We start from the raw sequence: 24,119 nt of genomic DNA on the forward strand, positions 1-24,119 counted from the left end.
ATGTCGGGGCGGAGGGGCGCGTCCGACGAACGGGGCAGGCTCGAGTCCGACCCGTTCGACTACCGGCTCACGGGCCGGGGCGGCGTGATCGTGTATCGCGGCGGCCGGCCCGTGATGACGGTGGGTGGCGGCGACGCCGCGCGACTCATCGACGCGCTGCAACGTGCAGACGATTCCCGGGTGCAGCACCTGTTGGCCAGGGCGAGCGGCAACTATCGTCGGGGGAACGAGCGCGGCTGAGGGCTGCGCCACGAGCGCGGCCGAGGGCCGCGCGCCACGAATCGAGGGGGCGACGTGCGGATCCTCGTGACGGGCGCGACCGGGTACATCGGCGGTCGGCTCGTGCCGCGGCTGCTCGCGGCGGGCCACGAGGTGCGCGTGCTCGTGCGGCGCCCCGAGCGCCTGCGCGACGTGCCGTGGGCCGCGTCGCTCGACGTCGTGGCCGGCGACCTCGCCGATCCCGACGCCGTCGATCGCGCGATGGCGGGCGTCGAGGCCGTCTACTACCTCGTGCACTCGATGGGCGGTCGCGGCGACTTCGAGGCGGTCGAGCTCGAGATCGCCCGCGGCGTCGGCGATGCCGCGTTCCGGCACGGCGTCCGACGCATCGTCTACCTCGGCGGGCTGCATCCGGAGGGGAGGCTCTCTCGTCACCTGCGGTCGCGCGCCGCGGTCGGCGAGATCCTGCTCGCGTCGGGCGTCCCGACGATCGTGCTGCAGGCGGGCGTCGTCATCGGGTCGGGGTCGACCTCGTTCGAGATGATCCGGCACCTCACCGAGGTGCTGCCGTACATGCCGGCCCCCAGGTGGGTGCGCAGCCTCATCCAGCCGATCGCGGTCCGCGACGTGCTGCACTACCTGATCGCGGCCGTCGACGTGCCGCCCGACGTGAACCGCGCCTTCGACATCGGCGGCCCCGACGTGTACCGCTACGGACAGCTCATGAACGGCTACGCGGTCGAGGCCGGGCTGCCGCAGCGACCAATCGCCGCGCTGCCCGTGCTGACGCCGTGGCTCGCGGGGCAATGGGTCAACCTCGTGACGCCGATCCCCCGGCGCCTGGCGGTGCCGATCATCGAGTCGCTGCAGTTCGACTGCGTCATGCACGACCACGACATCGACGCGGTCATCCCGCCGCCCGCCGAGGGGCTGCTGCCGTATCGCACGGCGGTGCGCCTCGCGCTCGAGCGCGAGCGGGCGGGCGAGGTCGAGACGAGCTGGCGCAACGCCGAGGTCGCCGGGGCGCCGAGCGACCCGTTGCCGAGCGATCCCGAATGGGCGGGGCACACGGTGTTCGTCGACGAGCGCGAGCGGATGTCGCGGGCGGCCCCCGCTGCGCTGTGGCGCGTCATCGAGGGCGTCGGCGGCGAGAACGGCTGGTACTCGTTCCCGCTCGCGTGGGCGCTCAGGGGGTGGATCGACAAGCTCACGGGCGGCGTAGGACTGCGCCGGGGTCGCCTCGACCCCGACACGCTGCACGTCGGCGACGCCGTCGACTTCTGGCGCGTGGAGGCCATCGAACGCGGCTCCTTCCTGCGCCTGAGGGCCGAGATGCGGGTTCCGGGCCGGGCGTGGCTCGAGCTGTCGGCCTCGGAGGCGACCGGCCGGCCCGGCGATCCGGGCGACGCGTCGAGCCACTGGTCGAGCGGCAGCACGCCCGGCGGCTCGCGCTACCGCCAGCGCGCCGTCTTCTTCCCGAGAGGGCTCGCGGGGCGGCTGTACTGGTGGGGCATCCTGCCGTTCCACGGCGTCATCTTCTCGGGCATGGCGAACCGCATCACGGCCGAGGCGGAGGCCGACGAGCGCGCCAGAAAAAGATAACGAAACGGTAACGCCGTTTGCTAGAGTAACGGGCACCATCGCGCAAGGAGGCGCGATCGGTGGAAAGGCCCGAACCCGTGACCCGCCTGCTGCACCGCCTCGCCCACCCGCCGAGGCGCCCCGTCCGCGTGCTGCTCGGCGCCGTCGGCGTGGCATCCGTCTCCGCCCTGCTCATCGTCATCGGCATCCCCACGAGCGCCACGGCGCGCGACGTGTTCGGCGCACTTCGTGGCCCGGGTGAGCCCGCGTTCATCGTCGGCCACCGCGGCGATCGCGCGAGCGCCCCCGAGAACACGATGACCTCGCTGGAGCTCGCGATGGACCGTCTCGCCTACGTCGAGACCGACGTGCAGCTCAGCCGCGACGGCGAGCCGATGCTGTTCCACGACACCGACCTGGAGCGCATCACGGGCGACCACCGCTCGGTCGGCGACCTCGACGCGGCAGAGCTCCGCGCCCTCGACGTCGGCGCCTGGTACGGCCCGGCCTTCGCGGGGGAGCGGATGCCGACGCTCGACGAATTCTTCACCGCCCTCGCCGAGCGCCCCGACGCCCGCGCCCTCGTCGAGCTGAAGGCCGACTGGACGGGCGATGAGGTGCGCACCGTCGTCGACCGGATCGAGCGCCACGGACTGCGCGGGCGCGTGGTGCTGCAGAGCTTCAGCCTCGAGACCCTCTTCGCGCTGCAGCGGATCTCGCCGTCGACGCCGCGCATCATGCTGATCCGCGAGCTGCCGGCCGACCCGGTGCCGCTCGCCCAGCGACTGGGCCTCGTGGGGTTCGGCACGACCGCGAAGTCCGTCGTCGCACAGCCCCAGGCGCTCGAGGAGCTGCACGAGGCCGAGGTGGCCGTGCTCTGCTACACGCTGAACTCCCATGAGAAGTGGGAGGAGGTCGGCGCGCTCGGCGTCGACGGCATCATCACCGACGAACCGAGCGAGCTCGACGAGTGGCTGGCGGTGACGGCGCCGGGCACGTGAGCCCTCGCGTCGTCGACCGGGCGGCGGCCGGCCCGGCTCAGGCCAGGGCGGCCGCGATCGCGGCGATGTCGGCGGGCGTCGTGCGGCAGCATCCGCCGACGAGCCCGGCACCGGCGTCGCGCCAGGCCCGCACGAGCCCGGCGTCGAACCCGGAGGTGCCGTGCCAGGTGCGCGTCGTCGCGTTCCACGTCTCGCCGCTGTTCGGGTAGGCAACGACGGGCTTGCCGGTCACTGAGCGGGCGATCCCGACGGCGGCCAGCACCTGCTCGGGCGGGCAGCAGTTCACGCCGACGGCGACGACCCGGTCGGATGCCGCGGCCAGCCCGAACGCGTCGGCGAGCGGCTCGCCGGTGCGCAGGCGCTCGCCGTCGGGCGTGACCGAGAGCCAGGCACGTACGGCGGCGCCGTCGAGCTCGTGCAGCAACGCCTCCACCTCGCGGAGCGACGGGATGGTCTCGACCGCCACGAGGTCGGCGCCGGAGTCGGCCAGGATCCGCAGGCGGTCGTGGTGCCATGCGCGCAGCTCGGCGACCGAGAGCCGGTCGTCGCCCCGGTACTCGGAGCCGTCGGCGAGGGAGGCGCCGTAGGGGCCGATCGAGGCGGCGACCCAGCCGGCGCCCGCCTCGTCGCGGGCGCGCGCGGCGAGCTCGACGCTCCGCGCGAGCATGCGCCTCGCCTCCGCGGCGTCGCGACCGGCGAGGGCGAACCCGCTCTCGGACACCTGGTACGACGAGGTCACGGCGACGTCGGCGCCGGCGGCGAAGTAGTCGCGGTGCGCGGCGAGGATCGCCTCGGGCTGCTCGATCAGGGTCTGCGCGCTCCAGAGCGGCGCCGAGACATCCGCTCCTCGGCCGGCGAGCAGCGTGCCGAGGCCGCCGTCGACGACGAGCGGGCGCGAGGCGAGGCCGTCGAGCAGCGCGTCGGCGCCGTCGACGCCCTCGTCACCCACGGTTGTTCGACAGCTCGAAGATGCGGATCAGCTCGGCGACCGCGGCCTCGCGCTGCTCGCCGCCGGCGTCGTACATCTCGCTGACGTGCGTGCGCAGGTGGTTCTCGACGAGGAGCTTGTTGAGCGAGCCGAGCGACTTCTGCACGGCCAGCGAGAGCGTGATGATGTCGACGCAGTAGTCCTCGTTCTCGATCATCTTCTCGATGCCTCGGAGCTGCCCCTCGATGATCTTCGTGCGGTGCAGTGCGCGCTTCTTGATGTCCTCGATCACCTCTCCATGGTATCCCGGGGCGGCCGTACCCCGGGGGGTACCGTGCCCCGTTCGCGCGCGAGGCGCTAGCGTTGGCGCATGACGACCCGCCTGCTCCGCGGTGCGGCGGCCGCGCTGCTCGCCCTGTCCGTGGCCGTCGCCCCGGCGACCGCGGCCGGAGCTGCGCCCCGATCGACGACCGCGGTCGACTCCGGTCGGCCGGCGCTCGCGACATCCGCGACATCCGCGACCGCCGCGACCTCCGCGGTCGCCGCACTGCCGGCGGGGGTCGACGACTTCACGTTCGCGTCGTTCGACGCCGTGTACGAGCTCGGGCGCGACGTCGACGGGCGGTCGGTGCTCGACACGACCGAGACGCTCGTCGCGGTCTTCCCCGAGTTCGACCAGAACCGCGGCATCCGGCGGGCCATCCCGCTCGACTACGACGGGCACCCCGTCGACGTGCAGGTGCAGACGGTGACGGATGCCGCGGGGCATCCGCGCGCGTTCAGCACTGAGGAGGACGACGACGGCGAGTTCCTGCTCGTCACGATCGCCGGCGATGCGTACGTGCACGGCGAGCAGACCTACGTCATCGCCTATCGCCAGCACAACGTCACCCTCCAGCCCGACGACGCGGTCGTCGACGAGTTCTACTGGGACGTGAACGGCACCGGGTGGGCGCAGCCGTTCGGCGTCGTGCGCGCCGAGCTCCGCGTCGACGAGTCGCTCGCCGCGGCATTCACCGGGGGTGCCGCGTGCTACCGCGGCAGTGCCGGCAGCGGCACGCCGTGCGAGACCCTGCAGCGGGGCGAGACCGCCGAGCAGCCCCTGCTCGTCGCGCAGGCCGACGCGGTCGGGCCGTACGAGAACCTGACGATCGCCGCCGCCTTCGAGCCCGGCACCTTCGAGCCGCGCGACGAGGCCTTCACCTCGTCGCCCGCCGCGGTCGCCTCGGCCGTGTTCGCGGCCATCGCGCTCGCGATGTTCGTGCTCGCCCTGGTGCTCCGGCTCACGAGGTGGCGCAGCGCGCCCCGCGGCACGATCATCGCGCAGTACGAACCGCCGGAGGGCGTCAGCGCGCTGGTGGCCGCCGACCTCGTCGGCCAGCCGTCGCGCGGGGTCACCGCGACGATCCTCGAGCGGGCGGTCGCCCGCGAGGTGCGCATCCTCGACCGCGGCGGCAAGAAGTACTCGGTGCAGTTCCTGGGCGGTCCGCTCGGCGACCTCGACGCCCAGTCGGTCGTGCGGGCGCTCTTCAGCGACTACCCGACCGTCGGGCAGGAGCGCGCGCTGGACTCCAAGTCGACGGCGCTCGGCAAGCGGCTGCTCGCGATACGTTCGGCGATCGCGCACCGGGTCGTCGAGACCGGGCTCCGCCGCAGCCCCATGGTCGGCACCCGCATCCTGCTCGCCGTGCTCGCGGGCCTCGCGGCGGTCGGCGCGTTCATCGCCGCGGTGATCGCGCTCGAGCAGGTCATGGGCGGCGGATGGCCGTTCCTCACGCTCTTCGCCGCAGGCTTCGCGGCGTTCGCGGTGATCGTCACGGTCGTCGGCGTGCGACCGCTCACGGTCGAGGGCCGCAGGCTCCGAGACCACCTCGAGGGCCTGCGACTGTTCATCCGGCTCGCCGAGGCCGACCGCATCCGCATGCTGCAGAGCCCGACCGGCGCGCTCCGCGACCCCGTGCGCGCCGCCCCGGCCGCCGGGGTGCCCCCGGGGACGGATGCCGCGGCATCCGCGTCCGCGCCGGTCGGCTCGGCCGACCCGGCCGAGGTGCTCCGCCTCACCGAGCGCCTGCTGCCGTACGCCGCGCTCTTCGGCCTCGAGAAGCAGTGGCTGCGCGAACTCGCGTCGCTCTACGAGGTGACCGGGCAGGAGCCCGGCTGGTACGCCGGCTCCTCGGCCTTCGACGCGGCCAGGTTCGCGGTCGCGGTCTCCGCGTTCACGACCACGTCGACCACGTCGTGGTCGGGGTCGTCGTCGAGTTCGTCGTCGTCGGGTTCCGGCGGCGGGGGGTCGTCGGGCGGCGGCGGAGGCGGCGGAGGCGGCGGAGGGGTCTGATCGTGGGGGACTGGTTCTGGGCCGCGATGGCCGGACTCGTCGCGGGCGGCGCGCTGGTCGTCGGCGCGGCGATCGCGTGGTTCGTCAAGGTGCCGGCGACGATCGTCGCCTCGGTCATGGCGTTCGGCTCCGGCGTGCTCATCTCGGCGCTCGCGTACGACCTCGTGCTGGAGGCGCAGGACGAGGGCGGATTCTGGCCGACGGTCGGCGGGTTCGCGGTCGGCGCGGTCGTGTACGTGCTCGCGAACACCCTGCTCGACCGGTTCGACCAGCGCAATCCGCGCGGCAAGGGAGAAGACAGCGGCACGGGCGTCGGCATCGCGCTCGGCGCCCTGCTCGACGGCGTGCCCGAGTCGGCGGTGCTCGGCCTCAGCATGGTCGGCGGCACCGGCGTCAGTGTGCCGGTGCTCGTGGCCATCGTCATCTCGAACGTGCCCGAGGGGCTCTCGAGCACCGCGGCCCTGAAGCAGGAGGGGCGCGGCGCGAGGTACGTCTTCCTGCTCTGGACGGGCATCGCCGTCGCCAGCGCGATCGCGGCGCTCCTCGGCTTCGTGCTGCTCGACGGTGCGAGCGGCGGCCTCACGGCGTTCATCACGGCGCTCGCCGCCGGCGCGATCCTCGCCATGATCTGCGACACGATGATCCCCGAGGCGTTCCGCACGACGCACGCCTTCACGGGCCTGCTCGCGACCACCGGGTTCCTGCTGAGCTACGCCGTGCACGTCGCGGGTTGAGCGGCGACGGGCGCGGAACGAGCATCGCGCGCGGCCCTCGCTCCGCGCGTTGCCGCGTGTTTTCGCGGCATCCGGCGCACTGCGGCTAGAATGGAGCCTGCGCCCAGGCGAACCGTTCTTCGTCCGACCGTGCGAGCCCCGCCCGCACGCTGCTCGGTCAGTGTTCATTCGAACAGTGTTCAACCTCCTGCAGTGTTCACCCACCAGCAGTGTTCCTGCTCGATCAGGTCTCCTCCTCGAGCGGGGGTTCGCCCGAACTGCACCGACGGCATCCGCCGATGCGTCGAGCGGTGCCGGCCGCCGCGATCGGCGACGGGCAGGCGCCCAGGAGACGAGCCCCGATACCCCGGAGGATCATGGCCCAGACGAGGCAGCGTCAGCGGACGCGTTCGCGCGACGACGACGCACCCATCATCCCGATCCTCGCGCGCAAGGTGCGCGAGGTCGAGCAGAAGGCGCAGAAGGGCAAGCTCGGCCCGACCAACCGGACGAAATTCCAGGTCATCGCGCTGCTCATGCGCGAGGAGCGCGCCAGGGTGAAGTCCGACTCCGACGTGCCCGACAACGCCCGCGCCGAGCTGCTGAAGCGCCTCGACGGCATCGCGCAGATCCTCGCGAAGACTGCGGCGCGCGACACGAGCCTCATCACCCTGCTCGAACCGGATGCCTCGATCTCGACGGTCGCGCAGCGGTTCCGCCGCGACTGGCTGCTCGAGTCGGGGGCCGAGCTCAGCCCCGACGAGCTCATCATCACGCGCGAGGCCGAGGTCAAGCCCGTGCTCGCCGAGAACCAGGTGATCCCCGCCTCGGTGAAGTCGCGCCAGCTCGCGAACCCGTTCCTCGCCCCCGACTTCTCGAAGCCCGTCGCGCCTGCGGCTCCCGTGCGCCGACTCGCGAACTGGGAGCTGCTCGGCCCCCTGTTCAAGGCCTTCGAGCAGGGCTCGGGCGGCCAGGCCGCTTCGATGGAGCTTCCGGAGGCGCCGAAGATCGACCGGCTCGCGCCCCGTGGCCTCGAGCTCATGAAGCACCAGGCCCGGTTCATCGAGTCCGCCCGCGACGGGCACCGCACGTTCCTGCTCGCCGACGAGCCCGGCCTCGGCAAGACCGCGCAGTCGGTGCTCGCGGCATCCGTCGCCGACGCGTACCCGCTGCTCGCCGTCGTGCCGAACGTCGTGAAGATGAACTGGGCCCGCGAGGTCGAGCGGTGGACCCCGCACCGCCGCGCGACCGTCATCCACGGCGACGGCGACACGCTCGACGCCTTCGCCGACGTCGTGGTCGTGAACTACGACGTGCTCGACCGCCACATGGCGTGGCTGTCGACCCTCGGCTTCAAGGGCATGGTCGTCGACGAGGCCCACTTCATCAAGAACCTCCAGTCGCAGCGCTCGCGCAACGTGCTCGCGCTCGCCGACCGCATCCGTCGCGGCACCCCGGGCGGCGACCCGCTGCTGCTCGCCCTCACCGGCACGCCGCTCATCAACGACGTCGACGACTTCCGCGCGATCTGGCAGTTCCTCGGCTGGATCGACGGCGACAAGCCGTCGCCGCGCCTGCTGGGCCTGCTCGAGGAGAACGGGCTCACCCCCGCCGAGTCCGGCTTCTACGCGTCGGCCCGCCGTACCGTCATCGACCTCGGCATCGTGCGTCGCCGCAAGGTCGACGTCGCCGCCGACCTCCCGGCCAAGCGCATCGCCGACCTGCCCGTCGAACTCGACGACGAGCTGGGGCGCTCGGTGCGCGCGGCCGAACGCGAGCTCGGCAACCGCCTCGTCGGCCGGTTCCGCGCGCTCGTCGAGTCGCGCAACCTCCGGGTCGGCGACCTCGACGACGACCTGCGCGACCAGTTCATCCGCGCCGTCGCGAGCGCGGAGCTCGAGGAGTCGAAGTCGGCGAAGTCGGGCGAGAACGTCTTCACGATGGTGCGCCGCATCGGCCAGGCCAAGGCCGGACTCGCGGCCGACTACGCCGCGCAGCTCGCACGCTCGGTCGGCAAGGTCGTGTTCTTCGCCAAGCACATCGACGTCATGGACCAGGCCGAGTCGGCGCTCGCCGCACGCGACCTGCGCACGGTCTCGCTGCGCGGCGACCAGACGGCTCTGCAGCGCCAGGCCGCCATCGACGCGTTCAACAACGACCCGGATGTCGCGGTCGCGGTCTGCTCGCTCACCGCGGCGGGCGTCGGCGTGAACCTCCAGGCCGCGTCGAACGTCGTGCTGGCCGAGCTCAGCTGGACGGCCGCCGAGCAGACGCAGGCCATCGACCGCGTGCACCGCATCGGTCAGGACGAGCCGGTCACCGCGTGGCGCATCATCGCCGCGCACACGATCGACGCGCGCATCGCCGAGCTCATCGACTCCAAGCAGGGGCTCGCGGCACGCGCGCTCGACGGTCAGGACGTCGAGCCCGGATCCGCCGACTCGGTGCAGCTCGACGCGCTGCAGCACCTGCTGCGCGCGGCACTCGACGGGGCGCTCTAGGGGCGCTCCGGGGGCGATTCTGGCGCGATGCTTTCGGCATCTGGCGACCTCGGCTCGCGACCCGTTCACGGGCATGGCGGGAGAGTCGAGGTTCGCTAGACTTCCGAACGTCGTGCCCCGATGAAGCGGCTCCAACGACGATCCACCGAACACAAGGAGTCCCTGGCGTCATGAAGATCGGAATCCTCACCTCTGGCGGCGACTGCCCCGGACTGAACGCGGTCATCCGCGGCTCCGTGCTGAAGGGCGTCATCTCGTACGACACCGAGTTCGTGGGCTTCCGCAACGGCTGGCGCGGCGTCGTCGAGGAAGACCTCATGCCGATCGTGCGCCACGACGTGCGCGGCCTCGCCAAGCAGGGCGGCACCATCCTCGGGTCGAGCCGCACCAACCCGTTCGAGGGCGAGGGCGGCGGCCCCGAGAAGATCCAGCAGATGCTCGACCGCAACGGCATCGACGCGATCATGGCCATCGGCGGCGAGGGCACGCTCACCGCGGCCCGTCGTCTGTGGGACGAGGGCGGCATCAAGGTCATCGGCGTGCCGAAGACCATCGACAACGACCTCGCGGCCACCGACTACTCCTTCGGCTTCGACACCGCGGTGCAGATCGCGACCGAGGCGATCGACCGCCTGCGCACCACGGCCGACTCGCACGGCCGCTGCATGGTGCTCGAGGTCATGGGCCGCCACGTCGGCTGGATCGCCCTGCACTCCGGCATGGCCGGCGGCGCCCACGCGATCCTCATCCCCGAGCAGCCGCAGACCATCGAGCAGATCACCGAGTGGGTCGAGTCGGTGCGCGACCGCGGCCGTGCGCCGCTCGTCGTCGTCGCCGAGGGCTTCAAGTTCGAGGGCATGGAGGAGGCGCACTCGCACAAGGGCCTCGACGCGTTCAATCGCCCGCGCCTCGGCGGCATCGCCGAGCTCATCGCCCCCATGATCGAGGAGCGCACGGGCATCGAGTCGCGGGCGACCGTGCTCGGCCACATCCAGCGCGGCGGCGAGCCGACCGCCTTCGACCGCGTGCTCGCGACCCGTCTCGGCATGGCGGCCGTCGACGCGGTCTACGACGGCGCATGGGGCTCCATGGTCACGCTGCGCGGCACCGACATCGAGACCGTCTCGATCGCCGAGGCCGTCGGCTCGCTCAACCAGGTTCCGCAGGCGCGCTACGACGAGGCGAAGATCCTCTTCGGCTGAGCCCGCCGGGAATCGAGGCGAACGGATGCCGCTGCCACAGGTCTGCGTCTGCTACCTGCTCCGCGAGCACGACGGTCGCACCGAGGTGCTGCTGGGGCGCAAACGCCACGGCCTCGGGGTCGGCAACTTCGTCGGACCGGGCGGCAAGCTCGAGCCGGGGGAGTCCGCGATCGACGCCGTGGCGCGCGAGGTGCACGAGGAGACGGGCATTCGCGTCGAGGCGCACGACCTCGAGCCGCGCGGACTCCTGACGTACCGGTTCCCGTACCGTGAGTCGTGGAGCCAGGAGTCGAGCGTGTTCGTCGCGCGCCGCTGGAGCGGCGAGCCCGAGGCATCCGACGAGCTCGAACCGCGGTGGTTCGCGCTCGACGAGGTGCCCTACGCGACCATGTGGGACGACGCGCGGTTCTGGCTGCCCGGCGTGCTCGCGGGCGGTTCGGTGCGGCGCACGTTCGTCTTCGGAGCCGACCTCGCGAGCGTGGTAGAGGAGCGCAACGGCGTCGCGTAGGATTTACCCGGCGTTCGCCGTTTCCTCATCGTTGTCGGCGCTCGCCTTGTTCATCCGGTGACTCTCTGCACCGATCCGAGTCCGATCCAAGAAAGATGCCGGTGGATCTCACCCTCATCGTCGTGCTGGTCATCGCACTGGCCCTCTTCTTCGACTTCACCAACGGCTTCCACGACACCGCGAACGCGATGGCCACGCCCATCGCGACCGGCGCCCTGCGGCCGAAGGTGGCGGTCGCGCTCGCCGCGATCCTCAACCTCGTCGGCGCCTTCCTCTCGACCGAGGTCGCCAAGACCATCTCGGGCGGCATCATCAAGGAGGGCGACGGCGGCGTGCTCATCACGCCCCAGCTGATCTTCGCCGGCCTCATCGGAGCCGTCGTCTGGAACATGGTGACCTGGCTCCTCGGCCTGCCGTCCTCGTCGAGCCACGCCCTGTTCGGCGGCCTCATCGGCGCCGCGATCGTGGGTGCCGGCATCGGCGCCGTCGACTTCGCGGTGGTCGTCTCGAAGGTCATCCTGCCCGCGATCCTCGCGCCCCTCACGGCCGGACTCATCGCCTACCTCGCGACGAAGCTCGCCTACGGCATCACTCGTCGCTACGACGGCAAGCCCGACGGCCGGTCCGGCTTCCGCTTCGCGCAGATCTTCTCGTCGTCGCTCGTCGCGCTCGCGCACGGCACCAACGACGCGCAGAAGACCATGGGCGTGATCACGCTCACGCTCGTTGCCGCCGGCCTGCAGACCGCGGGCAGCGAGGTGCAGACCTGGGTCATCGTGACCTGCGCCGTCGCCATCGCGCTCGGCACCTACATGGGCGGGTGGCGCATCATCCGCACGCTCGGCACGGGCCTCACCGACGTCAAGCCCGCGCAGGGCTTCGCCGCCGAGACCGCCACCGCCGCGACGATCCTCGCCTCGAGCCACGTCGGCTTCGCCCTCTCGACCACGCAGGTCGCCTCGGGTTCGGTCATCGGCTCGGGCCTCGGCCGTCGCGGCTCGAAGGTGCGCTGGCGCACGGCCGGTCGCATCGGCGTCGGCTGGCTGCTCACGCTGCCCGCGGCCGGCGCAGTGGGCGCGATCGCGGCGTTCATCGCGCTGCTCGGCCCGGTCGGCGTCATCCTCGACGCCGTGGTCGGCGCCGGCGTGATCGTCGGCATCTTCCTGCTCTCCCAGCGCAGCGAGGTCTCGGCCTCGAACGTCACGAGCGAGGTCGCCGACTCCGGTCGCGCGGTGAAGATCAAGCGCAACCCGAAGCCGAAGGGCAAGGTGTCCAAGTGATCGACTGGCTCGCATTCGTGCTCGTGCTCGTGTCGGCGCTCGTCGGCGCGTGCGTCGTCGTGTCGGCGTACTCCCTCGGCATCCGCCTGCTGACCATCTCGGGGCGCACGCCCGTGGTGACGCCGGCCGAGTTCACCGACGCGATCACGATCGTGACCCCCGCCGAGATCCGCAAGGCCGAGAAGCAGGCCGCGAAGGCGGCCCGCAAGAGCCCGCTCACCGACGGCCAGAAGCGCCTCGCACTCGTCGGCGCCTACGCGAGCTTCGGTCTGAGCGCGCTCGCCGTGCTCGTGGGCGTCTACCTCATCATCGGCGAGCACCTCTTCAAGATCTTCAGCTGACCGGCCCTTCTGCCGGCCGGCACACTCCTGCTATAACTCAATTCCCGACAGTCCACCCGTCGGGCGCACCCGAGCGCCCGTCCCTCATCGAAGGTTCCCGGATGACCACAGAGACCGCCCCCGACACGCGACCCGAGAGCGCCAAGCCAATCAGCGCGTTCGACCGCTTCTTCCAGATCACCGAACGCGGTTCGACGATCGGCACCGAGGTGCGAGGCGGCCTCGTGACCTTCATCACGATGGCCTACATCGTGGTGCTGAACCCGATCATCCTGTCGGCCGGTGTCGACGTCGACGGCAACCAGCTCGCGTTCCCCGCGGTCGCCGCCGTGACCGCGCTCACCGCGGGCGTCATGACGATCCTCTTCGGCCTCGTCGCGCGCCTGCCGTTCGCCTTCGCGGCCGGCCTCGGCATCAACTCCTTCCTCGCGTTCAGCGTCGTCGGTCAGGTCACCTGGCCCGAGGCCATGGGCCTCGTGGTCATCAACGGCCTCATCATCGTGCTGCTCGCCGCGACCGGCCTCCGCCGCCTCATCTTCGACGCCGTGCCCTACGAGCTGAAGATCGCGATCACGGTCGGCATCGGCCTGTTCATCGCGTTCATCGGCTTCGTCGACGCGGGCCTCGTGACGGCGACCGGCCAGAACTCGCCGCCCGTCGGGCTCGGCATCGGCGGATCGATCGCGACCGTCCCGACCCTCGTCTTCGTGGTCACCCTGCTGCTCACCGGCGTGCTCGTCGCCCGCAAGGTCAAGGGCGCGCTGCTCATCGGCCTCGTCACCGGCACCGTGCTCGCGGTCGTCATCGAGGCGATCTGGCACCTCGGCTCGAGCGTCGACAACGAGGGCGGCTGGGGCCTGTCGGTGCCCGCGCTGAACGGCAGCCTGTTCGCAGTGCCCGACCTCAGCCTCGTCGGCGACGTGAGCTTCGACTTCGGCAAGGTCGGCATCCTGACCGTCGTCATGCTGGTCTTCACGCTGGTCTTCACCAACTTCTTCGACGCCATGGGCACCCTGACCGGCCTCTCGAAGGAAGCGGGGCTCGCCGACGAGAAGGGCAACTTCCCGCGCCTGAAGAGCGCGCTCGTGGTCGAGGGCGTCGGCGCCGTCGCGGGCGGCCTGACCTCCGGCTCGTCGAACACGGTCTTCATCGAGTCGGGCTCCGGCATCGGCGAGGGCGCCCGCACGGGCTTCGCGAACATCATCACGGGCGTGCTGTTCCTGCTCGCGATGTTCCTCACCCCGCTCGCGCAGATCGTGCCGAGCGAGGTCGCCGCGGCCGCCCTGGTCATCGTCGGTGCCATGATGATGGCCCAGATCCGCGACCTCGACCTCAGCAACTTCTCGGTGCTGCTGCCCGTGTTCCTCACGGTCATCGTGATGCCGCTCACCTACTCGATCGCGAACGGCATCGGTGCGGGCTTCATCGCCTGGGTCGTCGTGCGCTCGCTGTCGGGCAAGGCGAAGACCATCAGCCCGCTGCTCTGGGTCGTCGCCGCCGGCTTCGTGCTGTACTTCGCGCGCGGGCCGATCGAGGCGCTCTTCGGCGCCTGAGCCGACCGCTCGAACGACGGATGCCCCGTGGCCGACCGGCCACGGGGCATCCGTGTTGTCGCGGCGAGCCCGGGTCAGCCCGCGCGGTCGGCTGCCTCGGTTCCATCGGGAGTCGCGGCCTCTCGGGCGTCGTCGGTGCCGCGCGCCCGGCCGATGGCCGTCATGAGGTGGTAGATCACGATGGCCGCGATCGTGCCGAGCGCGATGCCGTTGAACGAGACGCCGCCGACGGCGAACGTGAAGTCGGCGATGCCGATGATCAGGGCGGTCGCGGCCGTGAACTGGTTCACGGGCCGCGAGAAGTCGACCCGGTTGTCGACCCAGATCTTCACGCCGATGATGCCGATGAGGCCGTAGAGCGCGGTCGTGACGCCGCCGAGCACCCCCGGCGGGATCGTGTTGATGACCGCGCCGAACTTGGGGGAGAGGCCGAGCAGGATCGCCACCGCGCCCGCGACCCAATAGGCGGCCGTCGAGTACACGCGGGTCGCCGCCATGACGCCGATGTTCTCGCCATAGGTGGTCGTGCCCGATCCGCCGAAGAAGCCCGCGAGGGTCGTCGCGAGCCCGTCGGAGAACAGTGCGCGGCCGGTCGAGCGGTTGATCGAGGCATCCGTCATCTGGGCGACGCCCTTGATGTGGCCGACGTTCTCGGCCACGAGCACGAGCACGACCGGCAGGAACGCCGGGAGGTAGCCCCAGATCGCGGCGTCGGCGAACGGATTCGACGGCAGGTGGAACGTGGGCAGGCCGACCCACGCGGCGTCCTCGATCGGACCGAAGTCGACCTGCCCCAGCAGGGCGGCGACGAGATAGCCGAGCACGACGCCCACCAGGATCGACATGCGCCCGAGCATGCCGCGGAACAGCACGCTCGCGACGATCACCGCCGTCAGCGTCACGAGCGCCGTCAGCGGCTCCTTCATGAAGTTGTCGCGGGCCGTCGGCGCGAGGTTGAAGCCGATGAGGGCCACGATCGCGCCGGCCACCACGGGCGGCATCAGGGCATCGATCCAGCCGGTGCCGAGCCACTGCACGATCAGGCCGATGCCCGCGAGCAGCACGCCGACCACGACGATGCCGAAGAGGGCGGCGCCCATCGGGTCGGCGACGTTCTCGGCCGCAAGGGCTGCCGTGATCGGGGCGATGAAGGCGAAGGACGACCCGAGGTAGCTCGGCACGCGGTTCCGCGTGATGACGAGGAACAGGATCGTGCCGATGCCCGAGAAGAAGACCGTGGTCGCGGGCGGGAAGTCGGTGAGGATCGGCACGAGGAAGGTCGAGCCGAACATCGCGATGACGTGCTGCGCGCCGAGCCCGATCGTGCGCGGCCAGCTGAGGCGTTCGCCGGGCGCGACCACCTGCCCGGGGAGCACGCGTTTTCCGTCGCCGTGCAGGGTCCAGGTGAAGTTCATGTCGCTCCGTTCGATCACGACCCGTCGGGGATCCCTGAGAGCGTATCGGGGGGTTTGCCCCATGTCGTGCCGTCGGCGCGGCTCGTAGCGTTGGAGCATCATCACGAACAGGAGAGTTCCCATGACCACCACCGCCACGACCACCGCACCGGCCCCGTTCGCCGAGGTTCCCACCGCGGCCGCCGCCGTGCAGGAGTCGAACGGCTTCAGCATCTCGAGCCTCGTGCTCGGCATCGTCTCGATCTTCGCGAGCTTCACGTTCTTCGTGCCCGCCGTCGGCCTCGTGCTCGGCATCATGGCGCTCAAGCGCGAGCCGGCTTCGCGCACGATGGCGATCTGGGGCATCGTGCTGAACGGCGTCATGCTCGCCGGCACCGTGCTCGTCACGTTCGGCGCGCTGCTCTTCGGCCTCGCGATGCTCCCCTTCCTGCCGTTCGCGTTCGCCTGAGCGGGGTTGCCGCCCCGCGGTCGGCCGGTCGGATCGACCGGCCGACGGTCGCGTCCGGACGATCGATCGCGATCGACGGCGCACTCAGGAACCGGTCGGGACACCGCGAGTAGGCTCGATCACGAACCGACCCGGAGGTGTTCGTGACGACGACGTCAGGCAATCCAACCCCGACCAGAACCGAGACCGACTCGCTCGGCACGGTGGAGGTCCCCGCAGACGCCTACTGGGGCGTGCACACCCTGCGGGCCCTCGAGAACTTCCCGATCTCGAAGCGGCCGATCTCGGTCTACCCCGAACTCGTGATCGCGCTCGCCGCCGTCAAGCAGGCCGCCGCTCGCGCCAACCACGACGTCGGCGTGCTGAACGACCAGAAGGCCGCGTGGATCGACGAGGCCTGTCAGCGCATCATCGACGGCGCCTACCACGAGCAGTTCGTCGTCGGCGTGATCCAGGGCGGCGCGGGCACGTCGACGAACATGAACGCGAACGAGGTCATCGCGAACGTCGCGCTCGAGCTCGCCGGGTACGCCAAGGGTCGCTACGACATCCTGCACCCGATCGACGACGTCAACCGCAGCCAGTCGACGAACGACACCTACCCGACCGCGCTCAAGGTCGCGATGACCTACTCGCTGACCACCATGCTCGACGAGCTCGAGCTGCTCCGCCGCTCGTTCAGCGCCAAGGGCCGCGAGTTCCACGAGGTGCTGAAGGTCGGTCGCACCCAGCTGCAGGACGCCGTGCCGATGACGCTCGGCCAGGAGTTCCACGGGTTCGCGACCACGCTCGGCGAAGACCTGGAGCGCCTGCGCGAGACCATCAAGCTGCTCGGCGAGGTGAATCTCGGCGCGACCGCGATCGGCACGGGCATCACGGCCGACCCCGGCTACGCGGGCCGCGCGGTCGCCCACCTCGGCGTCATCACCGGCCACCAGCTCGTGACCGCGCCCGACCTCATCGAGGCCACGAGCGACACGGGCGTGTTCATGACCTTCTCGAGCGCCCTCAAGCGCAGCGCGATCAAGCTCTCGAAGATCTGCAACGACCTGCGCCTGCTCTCGTCGGGCCCGCAGGCGGGCTTCGGCGAGATCAACCTGCCGCCCAAGCAGGCCGGCTCCTCGATCATGCCGGGCAAGGTCAACCCCGTGATCCCCGAGGCGGTGAGCCAGGTCGCCTACGCGATCGCCGGTGCCGACCTCACGGTCACGATGGCCGCCGAGAGCGGGCAGCTGCAGCTGAACGCGTTCGAGCCGGTCATCGCGCATTCGCTGCTGCAGTCGATCACCTGGATGCGCCAGGCCTGCTGGACGCTCCGCGTCAACTGCGTCGACGGCATCACGGCGAACACCGAGCGCCTCGCCGACATGGTCGCGTCGAGCGTGGGCGTCATCACGGCGCTCATCCCGTTCATCGGCTACGCCGAGGCATCCGCCCTGGCGAAGCTGGCGCTGCACACCGGGCGACCGGTCGCCGACCTCGTCGTCGAGGCTGGCCTCATGACGCGCGAGGCCGTCGAGGCGCAGCTCGTGCCGTCGAAGCTCTCGGGCATCGGCCCGATCACGCAGGCCATCCCCGTGATCGAGCTGCAGGGCGAGCCCTCGGAGTGATCCGCGGATGCCGCGGCGCACCGTTCGGGCGCGCCGCGGCGTTCGTGCAGCGGCGCGCACGCCGCGCGACACGGATGCCGCGGCATCCGCCCGTGCGTTCGGCGGCGTCGGAGTGGACGGGCGTCAGATGACGCGGCAGTGGGTCGTGAGCGACCCGATGCCCTCGATGCTCACGGTGACGGTGGAGCCGTCGCGCATGAACACCGGCGGCTTGCGCGAGTAGCCCGCGCCGCCCGGGCTGCCGGTCGAGATGAGCGTGCCGGGCGGGATCGTGGCCGAGCGCGACAGCAGCGCGATGATCTCGGCGACGCTGCGCACCATCTCGGCGGTCGAGGCGTCCTGCATGATGCTGCCGTCGAGGTTCGTGGTGAGCCAGAGGTCTTGCGGGTCGGGGATCTCGTCGGCGGTGACGACCACGGGCCCGGTCGGCGTGAAGCCGTCGAACGACTTGCACCTCGACCACTGGGCCTCGCTGAACTGGATGTTGCGCGCGGTGATGTCGTTGACCACGGTGTAGCCCCACACGTAGTCGAGCGCGTCGCGGGCGTGCACGCCGCGCGCGGGGCGGCCGATGACGACCCCGAGCTCGGCCTCGTAGTCGACCTCCTCGGAGAGGTCGGCCGGCCACGTGGTCGTCGCGCCGTGGGCGGTGAGCGAGTTCGGCCAGAGCGAGAAGATCGTCATCGCGGTCTCGGAGCGGAGCTTCAGCTCGGAGGCGTGCGCGGCGTAATTGGCGCCGATCGCGATGACCTGGGCCGGGCGCAGCACGGCGGAGGAGAAGCGCAGATCCGCGACGCGGTGCTGCGGGAGCGTGCGGGGGTCGACGGATGCCGGACCCTCGGAGGCCGCGTCGGCGGATGCGCCGCCCGATGCCGATGCCGATGCCTCGCCGGATGCCGCTTCGGCGGTCGAGAGCGCGTCGTCGCTCGCGGTCTTGACCGCGGGGTCGGGGGCGCCGACGGCGGCGCGCACCCGGGCGAGCCCCTCGGGGCCCTGCTCGATGAGGTCCTGCAGGTCGCGGGGCGCACGGCGCATCACCTCGTCGAGGAAGATCGCGGATTCGCCGTCGACCACCGCGAGTCGGGGGGTCGTCTGGCCGTCGACTCTGAGGTGCGCAAATCTCACCTGTCTAGGCTAACGGGCCGAATCGCCTCCGACCTGTGCGAGACGTACAAGATCATCGGAGGCATCCGACACGATGTCGATGACCCCGGTCTGCGGGCCCGCCGCGGCCCGAGAGCGCGGGTCGCACGTGGACATCCGAAGTCTCGGGCCTGATTCCGGTCAAAATCTCCGAAATCGACTGCGGATGAAGGCTTGACGCCGTAGACATCGGATGTTTATGCTCGTCCTGCCCACGAAAGGACCTCATGAGCACGATCGTCAGCGTTGACACCACGGACATCCGCTTTCCGACCTCCCTCCAGCTCGACGGGTCGGACGCGATGAACCCCGACCCCGACTACTCGGCCGCGTACCTCGTGATCGGCACCGACGCGGGCGACGGGCACGAAGGGCACGCGTTCGTCTTCACGATCGGGCGAGGCAACGACGTGCAGGTCGCCGCGCTCGAGGCGCTCAGGGGCCACCTCGTCGGGCAGGACGTCGAGGCGCTGCTCGACGACATGGGCGCCGCATGGCGGCTGCTCGCGCACGACTCGCAGCTGCGCTGGCTCGGCCCCGAGAAGGGCGTCATGCACATGGCGATCGGCGCCGCGATCGACGCGCTCTGGGACCTCAAGGCCAAGCGCGCCGGCCTGCCGCTCTGGCAGCTCCTCGCACGCATGACCCCCGAAGAGCTCGTCGACACCGTCGACTTCCGGTACCTCTCCGATGCGATCACCCGCGACGAGGCGCTCGAGATCCTCCGCGCCGCGGTTCCGGGTCGCGCCGCCCGCGAGGCAGAGCTGCTCGCCGTCGGGTACCCGGCCTACACGACGAGCCCCGGCTGGCTCGGCTACTCCGACGAGAAGCTCGACCGCCTCTGCCGCGAGGCCGTCGCCGACGGGTTCCCGCAGATCAAGCTCAAGGTGGGCGGCGACCTCGCCGACGACCGGCGGCGCCTCGCCATCGCCCGGGCGGCGGTCGGCCCCGGGTTCCCGATCGCGATCGACGCGAACCAGCGGTGGGACGTCGCCGACGCCATCGCCTGGGTCACCGAACTCGCCGAGTTCGACGTCGCCTGGATCGAGGAGCCGACGAGCCCCGACGACATCCTCGGCCACGCCGCCATCGCCCGCGGCGTCGCACCGATCCGGGTGGCGACCGGCGAGCACGTCGCGAACCGGGTCGTCTTCAAGCAGCTGCTCCAGGCCGGCGGCATGGCCGTCATGCAGATCGACGCGACGCGCGTCGGCGGCGTGAACGAGAACATCGCCAACCTGTTGCTCGCGGCGAAGTTCGGCGTGCCGGTCTGCCCGCACGCCGGCGGCGTCGGGCTCTGCGAGGCGGTGCAGCACCTGTCGATGTTCGACTACGTCGCCGTGTCGACGACCATGGACGGCCGCATGATCGAGTTCGTCGACCACCTGCACGAGCACTTCACGGTTCCCGTCGTCGTCGAGCGCGGCCGATACCTCGCCCCGGTCGCTCCGGGCGCCGGCACCGAGATGCACGCCTCCTCGATCGAGGAGTACGCCTGGCGGGGCGCGCACGCCGGCGAGGTCCGGGCATGACTGCGGCCGAGGCATCCGCCCCGCTGCTCGACCTGCACGGCGTGAGCAAGGGTTTCCCGGGCGTGCAGGCGCTCGACGACGTCGACCTCGAGCTGCGTCGCGGCGAGGTGCTCGCGCTCGTCGGCGAGAACGGCGCGGGCAAGTCGACGCTCATGAAGCTGCTTGCGGGCATCTACGTGCCCGATGCCGGGTCGTTCAGCCTGAACGGCCGGCAGATCACCATCGAGGGCCCCAAGCATGCGCAAGAACTGGGCATCTCGATCATCCACCAGGAGTTCAACCTCATGCCCGACCTCACGGTCGCGCAGAACATCTACATCGGCCGCGAACAGCGATCGGCGGGGTTCTTCCTCGACGAGCGCTCGCTCAACCGACGTGCCCGCAAGCTCTTCGAGGGCCTCGGGCTCGCGCTCGACCCGAGCGAACGCGTCGAGAACCTCACGGTCGCCAAGCAGCAGATGGTCGAGATCGCGAAGGCCCTCTCGTTCGACGCGAAGGTGCTCATCATGGACGAGCCCACCGCCGCACTGAACGACGCGGAGGTCGACGTGCTCTTCGAGCTCATCGGCCGGTTCAAGCGGCCCGACACCGGTGTGATCTACATCTCGCACCGCATGGAGGAGCTCACCCGCATCTCCGACCGCATCACCGTGCTGCGCGACGGCCGCAACGTCGGCACCCGGATCACCGCCGAGACCGACCAGCGCGAGGTCATCTCGCTCATGGTCGGCCGCGAGATCTCGGGGGAGCAGCGACCGAACCCGCGCGCCCCCGAACGCACGCGCGAACCGGTGCTCGCGGTCTCGGGGCTGTCGACCCGCTCGCTGCTGCGCGACGTGAGCTTCGAGGTGCACGCGGGCGAGATCCTCGGCTTCGCCGGGCTCATGGGCGCCGGTCGCACCGAGGTCGCCCGCGCGATCGTGGGCGCCGACCCGAAGGAGTCCGGCGAGATCCGCGTGCACGGCGCGCCCGTGTCGATCGGCAACCCGGCCGAGGCCTCCAAGCACGGCATCGGCTACCTCTCCGAGGACCGCAAGCACCTCGGCGTGCTGCTCGAGCGCAGCGTGCGCGAGAACATCGTGCTCTCCGCGCTGCGCGACTACACGTCGGCCCTCGGGTTCGTCAACGACGCCCGCATCGAGTCGACCGGCCGCGACTACATCGAGAAGCTGCGCATCAAGACCCCCTCGAGCGCCCAGCTCGTGCGCAACCTCTCGGGCGGCAACCAGCAGAAGGTGGTCATCGCGAAGTGGCTCGCGAAGGACTGCGACGTGCTCATCTTCGACGAACCGACGCGCGGCATCGACGTCGGCGCGAAGGAGGAGATCTATGCGCTGCTCAAGGGCCTCGCCGAGCAGGGCAAGGCGATCGTGATGATCTCCTCCGAACTGCCCGAGGTGCTGCGGCTCTCCGACCGCATCGCCGTCATGGCACAGGGCCGCCTCACGGCGATCCTCGACAACGCGGATGCCACGCAGGAGAACCTCATGGACTACGCAACCCGATTCTCGAGCGAAGGAACGATCGCATGACGAGCCCCACCGTGACCCCGCCGAAGCCCGACCGGGATCCATCGACGACGGCGTTCGCCGCGATCGACCGGGGAACCCCGCGCTTCGCACGCCTGCGCGGCTCGCTGCAGCAGTTGCTGGCATTCGCGAGCCTGATCCTCATCGTCGTGGTGTTCTCGCTCGCCAGCCCGCACTTCTTCACGGCGAACAACCTCGTCTCGATCCTCACCGCGGCGACCGTGACCGGCATCCTCGCCCTCGGCACGACCTTCGTCATCATCACCGGCGGCATCGACCTCTCGATCGGCACGGGCATGGTGCTGTCGGGCGTCATGGCGGGCGTGTTCCTCACCTACCTGGGCTGGCCGCTCTGGGCGGGCGTCATCGCGACGATCCTGTTCGGCGGGCTCATCGGCCTCATCAACGGCGTCAACATCTCGGTGCTCGGCATCCCGCCGTTCATCGCGACGCTCGGCATGATGCTCATCGCGGCGGGGCTCTCGCTCGTGATCTCGGGAACCAAGCCGATCTACTTCAAGGACCACCCCGACTTCCAGTCGATCATGAACCTGTCGATCATCCCCGGCATCCGGTTCCCGCTCGGCGTCGCGATCTTCATCGTGATGATCGTCATCGCCGCGGTGCTGCTGTCGAAGACGATCCTCGGCCGGTACACCTTCTCGATCGGCTCGAACGAGGCCGCCACGGCGCTCTCGGGCGTCAACGTGCGCCGCTGGAAGATCATCATCTACACGCTCGCCGGCCTGTTCGTGGGCCTCGCCGGCGTGCTGAGCGCCTCGCGGCTCTCGTCGGCGCAGCCCACCGGCGGCATGGGCCTCGAGCTCGAGGCCATCGCCGCGGTCGTCATCGGCGGCACCTCGCTGCAGGGAGGCAAGGGGTCGATCGTCGGCACCGTCATCGGCGCGCTCATCATGGCGGTGCTCACGAACGGCCTGCGCATCATCTCGGTGCCGCAGGAATGGCAGTCCGTCGCCGTCGGCGTCGTGATCCTCGTGGCCGTCTACCTCGACATGCTGCGCCGCCGGCGCGCCTGACCGAACGACCGTCGACCGCGGCATCCGCCCGACGGGAGCACCATCCGCACCATCGCACCACTCGTCCCGCACCGACCCGCATCACCGAAATCCGAAAGAACAAGGAGTGATCATGTTCAAGAAGCGCACGATCGGCACCGTCGCCGGTCTCGTCGCCGCAGCCCTGGTACTCGCAGGCTGCGCCGACAGCGGCTCGTCAGGCGACGACGCGAGCGGCGACAAGCCGTACGTCGCCCTCGTCTCGAAGGGGTTCCAGCACCAGTTCTGGCAGGCCGTGAAGGCCGGTGCCGAGCAGGCCGCCGAGGAGTTCGACGTGGAGATCACGTTCGAGGGCCCCGACACCGAGGCCGACGTCGACCAGCAGATCCAGATGCTGCAGACCGCGCTCGACAAGAACCCCGCCGCCATCGGCTTCGCCGCGCTCGACAGCCAGGCCGCCGGCCCGCTGCTGCAGCAGGCGAAGGACAGCAGCATCCCCGTCATCGCCTTCGACTCCGGCGTCGACAGCGACATCCCCGTGACGACCGCGGCGACCGACAACCTCGCGGCCGCGGCCGAGGCCGCCAAGCACATGGCCGACGCGATCGACCACACGGGCAAGGTCGCCCTCGTCGTGCACGACCAGACCTCGGTCACCGGCCAGGAGCGCCGCGACGGCTTCGTGCAGTACATGGAGGAGAACGAGCCCGACATCGAGATCGTCGACATCCAGTACGGCGGTGGCGACCAGGCGAAGTCGGCCGACCTCGCCAAGGCGATCATCGCCGCGAACCCCGACCTGAAGGGCATCTACGGCTCGAACGAGGGCTCGGCGATCGGCGTCGTGCAGGCCGTCAAGGAGCTCGGTATCGACCCCGCGACCCTCGCGGTCGTCGGCTTCGACTCCGGCAAGGCGCAGATGGACGCGATCCGCGACGGGCTCATGATCGGCGCCATCACGCAGAACCCGGTCGGCATCGGCTACGAGACCGTCAAGGCGGCCGTCGAGGCCATCGACGGCAAGGACCTGCCGAAGACCATCGACACGGGCTTCTACTGGTACGACTCGACGAACATCGACGACGACGAGATCCAGGCCGTGCTCTACGAGTAGGCCGACCGAGCAGCCGGGGGCGTCGACGGGAGTCGGCGCCCCTTCTGCATGCCTTCGGGTTGCGACGTGCAGTCGCGTTCGGGCGTGCAGCCGAGTTCGGGCGAGCAGTCAGTGCTCGGCTCGTCGTCGAGTGAGGGGGTCGGATGCCCG

The 24,119-nt window shown here is 70.7% G+C and carries 21 protein-coding genes; 17 read left to right on the forward strand and 4 right to left on the reverse strand.

The window, feature by feature from the left end:
* From ACFVS8_RS06850 to ACFVS8_RS06860, 3 genes are read left to right on the forward strand one after another with little or no spacing between them, the layout of a single operon-like run.
* Complete coding sequence (locus ACFVS8_RS06850; protein ID WP_387059330.1) at window positions 1-240, forward strand: hypothetical protein; 240 nt, start codon at window positions 1-3, stop codon at window positions 238-240.
* A 54-nt stretch (window positions 241-294) separates the two neighbouring features.
* The gene (locus tag ACFVS8_RS06855) at window positions 295-1,821 is read left to right on the forward strand and encodes an SDR family oxidoreductase (RefSeq protein ID WP_387059333.1); all 1,527 of its coding nucleotides are present in this window, start codon (window positions 295-297) and stop codon (window positions 1,819-1,821) included.
* A 59-nt stretch (window positions 1,822-1,880) separates the two neighbouring features.
* The gene (locus ACFVS8_RS06860; RefSeq protein WP_387059336.1) at window positions 1,881-2,801 is read left to right on the forward strand and encodes a glycerophosphodiester phosphodiesterase; all 921 of its coding nucleotides are present in this window, start codon (window positions 1,881-1,883) and stop codon (window positions 2,799-2,801) included.
* Between the two features lie 37 nt (window positions 2,802-2,838).
* On the opposite strand, the gene mmuM is transcribed toward ACFVS8_RS06860, so the two are convergent.
* The gene (gene mmuM / locus ACFVS8_RS06865) at window positions 2,839-3,750 is read right to left on the reverse strand and encodes a homocysteine S-methyltransferase (protein ID WP_387059339.1); all 912 of its coding nucleotides are present in this window, start codon (window positions 3,748-3,750) and stop codon (window positions 2,839-2,841) included.
* Window positions 3,743-4,021, reverse strand: a complete 279-nt coding sequence (locus tag ACFVS8_RS06870) for a metal-sensitive transcriptional regulator (protein ID WP_092968329.1) — start codon at window positions 4,019-4,021, stop codon at window positions 3,743-3,745. Before ACFVS8_RS06870 ends, mmuM begins: the two co-directional genes overlap by 8 nt.
* Window positions 4,022-4,099: 78 nt before the next feature.
* Between ACFVS8_RS06870 and ACFVS8_RS06875 the strand changes: the two genes are divergently transcribed.
* The 8 genes from ACFVS8_RS06875 to ACFVS8_RS06910 all read left to right on the forward strand — a co-directional run bounded on the left by ACFVS8_RS06875 (window position 4,100) and on the right by ACFVS8_RS06910 (window position 14,162).
* A complete protein-coding gene (locus ACFVS8_RS06875) occupies window positions 4,100-6,064 on the forward strand; it encodes a DUF2207 family protein (protein WP_387059343.1) in 1,965 nt (654 codons plus the stop codon).
* A gap of 2 nt (window positions 6,065-6,066) precedes the next feature.
* Window positions 6,067-6,798: a ZIP family metal transporter gene (locus ACFVS8_RS06880; RefSeq protein ID WP_387059346.1), complete on the forward strand. Its 732-nt coding sequence runs from the start codon at window positions 6,067-6,069 to the stop codon at window positions 6,796-6,798.
* A gap of 356 nt (window positions 6,799-7,154) precedes the next feature.
* A complete protein-coding gene (locus ACFVS8_RS06885; protein WP_387059349.1) occupies window positions 7,155-9,278 on the forward strand; it encodes a DEAD/DEAH box helicase in 2,124 nt (707 codons plus the stop codon).
* Window positions 9,279-9,448: 170 nt separating this feature from the next.
* Window positions 9,449-10,480, forward strand: a complete 1,032-nt coding sequence (locus tag ACFVS8_RS06890) for a 6-phosphofructokinase (RefSeq protein WP_387059352.1) — start codon at window positions 9,449-9,451, stop codon at window positions 10,478-10,480.
* Between the two features lie 25 nt (window positions 10,481-10,505).
* Window positions 10,506-10,988, forward strand: coding sequence for an 8-oxo-dGTP diphosphatase (locus ACFVS8_RS06895; protein WP_387059355.1), 483 nt, complete (start codon window positions 10,506-10,508; stop codon window positions 10,986-10,988).
* A gap of 101 nt (window positions 10,989-11,089) precedes the next feature.
* Window positions 11,090-12,268 (forward strand): anion permease, encoded by a 1,179-nt coding sequence (locus ACFVS8_RS06900; RefSeq protein ID WP_387059358.1) that lies wholly within the window; start codon window positions 11,090-11,092, stop codon window positions 12,266-12,268.
* Entirely contained in the window at window positions 12,265-12,609 is a 345-nt protein-coding gene (locus ACFVS8_RS06905) for a peptidase (RefSeq protein WP_387059361.1), read from the forward strand. The genes ACFVS8_RS06900 and ACFVS8_RS06905 overlap by 4 nt, the downstream gene beginning before the upstream one ends.
* Before the next feature lie 101 nt (window positions 12,610-12,710).
* A complete protein-coding gene (locus tag ACFVS8_RS06910; RefSeq protein WP_387059364.1) occupies window positions 12,711-14,162 on the forward strand; it encodes an NCS2 family permease in 1,452 nt (483 codons plus the stop codon).
* Window positions 14,163-14,236: 74 nt separating this feature from the next.
* On the opposite strand, the gene ACFVS8_RS06915 is transcribed toward ACFVS8_RS06910, so the two are convergent.
* Window positions 14,237-15,577, reverse strand: coding sequence for a uracil-xanthine permease family protein (locus tag ACFVS8_RS06915; protein WP_387059367.1), 1,341 nt, complete (start codon window positions 15,575-15,577; stop codon window positions 14,237-14,239).
* 121 nt (window positions 15,578-15,698) lie between these two features.
* On the opposite strand from ACFVS8_RS06915, the gene ACFVS8_RS06920 reads away from it, so the two are divergent.
* Together ACFVS8_RS06920 and ACFVS8_RS06925 are read left to right on the forward strand one after the other, a co-directional pair.
* A complete protein-coding gene (locus tag ACFVS8_RS06920; RefSeq protein ID WP_387059369.1) occupies window positions 15,699-16,025 on the forward strand; it encodes a DUF4190 domain-containing protein in 327 nt (108 codons plus the stop codon).
* Between the two features lie 143 nt (window positions 16,026-16,168).
* Window positions 16,169-17,635, forward strand: a complete 1,467-nt coding sequence (locus ACFVS8_RS06925; RefSeq protein ID WP_387059372.1) for an aspartate ammonia-lyase — start codon at window positions 16,169-16,171, stop codon at window positions 17,633-17,635.
* Between the two features lie 123 nt (window positions 17,636-17,758).
* Here the strand turns inward: ACFVS8_RS06925 and ACFVS8_RS06930 are convergent, their stop codons facing one another.
* The gene (locus ACFVS8_RS06930) at window positions 17,759-18,760 is read right to left on the reverse strand and encodes a fumarylacetoacetate hydrolase family protein (RefSeq protein ID WP_387059375.1); all 1,002 of its coding nucleotides are present in this window, start codon (window positions 18,758-18,760) and stop codon (window positions 17,759-17,761) included.
* Between the two features lie 245 nt (window positions 18,761-19,005).
* Here ACFVS8_RS06930 and ACFVS8_RS06935 point away from each other — a divergent pair, with 245 nt between their 5' ends.
* The 4 genes from ACFVS8_RS06935 (at window position 19,006) to ACFVS8_RS06950 (ending at window position 23,969) form a co-directional block, all read left to right on the forward strand.
* The gene (locus tag ACFVS8_RS06935) at window positions 19,006-20,310 is read left to right on the forward strand and encodes an enolase C-terminal domain-like protein (RefSeq protein WP_387059378.1); all 1,305 of its coding nucleotides are present in this window, start codon (window positions 19,006-19,008) and stop codon (window positions 20,308-20,310) included.
* The gene (locus ACFVS8_RS06940; protein WP_387059381.1) at window positions 20,307-21,842 is read left to right on the forward strand and encodes a sugar ABC transporter ATP-binding protein; all 1,536 of its coding nucleotides are present in this window, start codon (window positions 20,307-20,309) and stop codon (window positions 21,840-21,842) included. Before ACFVS8_RS06935 ends, ACFVS8_RS06940 begins: the two co-directional genes overlap by 4 nt.
* Window positions 21,839-22,876: an ABC transporter permease gene (locus tag ACFVS8_RS06945; RefSeq protein ID WP_387059384.1), complete on the forward strand. Its 1,038-nt coding sequence runs from the start codon at window positions 21,839-21,841 to the stop codon at window positions 22,874-22,876. Before ACFVS8_RS06940 ends, ACFVS8_RS06945 begins: the two co-directional genes overlap by 4 nt.
* A 112-nt stretch (window positions 22,877-22,988) precedes the next feature.
* The gene (locus tag ACFVS8_RS06950; protein WP_387059387.1) at window positions 22,989-23,969 is read left to right on the forward strand and encodes an ABC transporter substrate-binding protein; all 981 of its coding nucleotides are present in this window, start codon (window positions 22,989-22,991) and stop codon (window positions 23,967-23,969) included.
* The last annotated feature ends 150 nt before the right edge of the window (window positions 23,970-24,119 follow it).

The organism is Agromyces sp. NPDC058110, assembly GCF_042884735.1.
Taxonomy (GTDB): domain Bacteria; phylum Actinomycetota; class Actinomycetes; order Actinomycetales; family Microbacteriaceae; genus Agromyces.

Bases quoted from the DNA above. Each gene is read 5' to 3' on its own strand.
- ACFVS8_RS06850 (WP_387059330.1), top strand. From the start codon at position 1: ATGTCGGGGCGGAGGGGCGCGTCCGACGAACGGGGCAGGCTCGAGTCC.
- ACFVS8_RS06875 (WP_387059343.1), top strand. From the start codon at position 4,100: ATGACGACCCGCCTGCTCCGCGGTGCGGCGGCCGCGCTGCTCGCCCTG.
- ACFVS8_RS06885 (WP_387059349.1), top strand. From the start codon at position 7,155: ATGGCCCAGACGAGGCAGCGTCAGCGGACGCGTTCGCGCGACGACGAC.
- ACFVS8_RS06890 (WP_387059352.1), top strand. From the start codon at position 9,449: ATGAAGATCGGAATCCTCACCTCTGGCGGCGACTGCCCCGGACTGAAC.
- ACFVS8_RS06895 (WP_387059355.1), top strand. From the start codon at position 10,506: ATGCCGCTGCCACAGGTCTGCGTCTGCTACCTGCTCCGCGAGCACGAC.
- ACFVS8_RS06910 (WP_387059364.1), top strand. From the start codon at position 12,711: ATGACCACAGAGACCGCCCCCGACACGCGACCCGAGAGCGCCAAGCCA.
- ACFVS8_RS06915 (WP_387059367.1), bottom strand. From the start codon at position 15,577: ATGAACTTCACCTGGACCCTGCACGGCGACGGAAAACGCGTGCTCCCC.
- ACFVS8_RS06920 (WP_387059369.1), top strand. From the start codon at position 15,699: ATGACCACCACCGCCACGACCACCGCACCGGCCCCGTTCGCCGAGGTT.
- ACFVS8_RS06935 (WP_387059378.1), top strand. From the start codon at position 19,006: ATGAGCACGATCGTCAGCGTTGACACCACGGACATCCGCTTTCCGACC.
- ACFVS8_RS06940 (WP_387059381.1), top strand. From the start codon at position 20,307: ATGACTGCGGCCGAGGCATCCGCCCCGCTGCTCGACCTGCACGGCGTG.
- ACFVS8_RS06945 (WP_387059384.1), top strand. From the start codon at position 21,839: ATGACGAGCCCCACCGTGACCCCGCCGAAGCCCGACCGGGATCCATCG.
- ACFVS8_RS06950 (WP_387059387.1), top strand. From the start codon at position 22,989: ATGTTCAAGAAGCGCACGATCGGCACCGTCGCCGGTCTCGTCGCCGCA.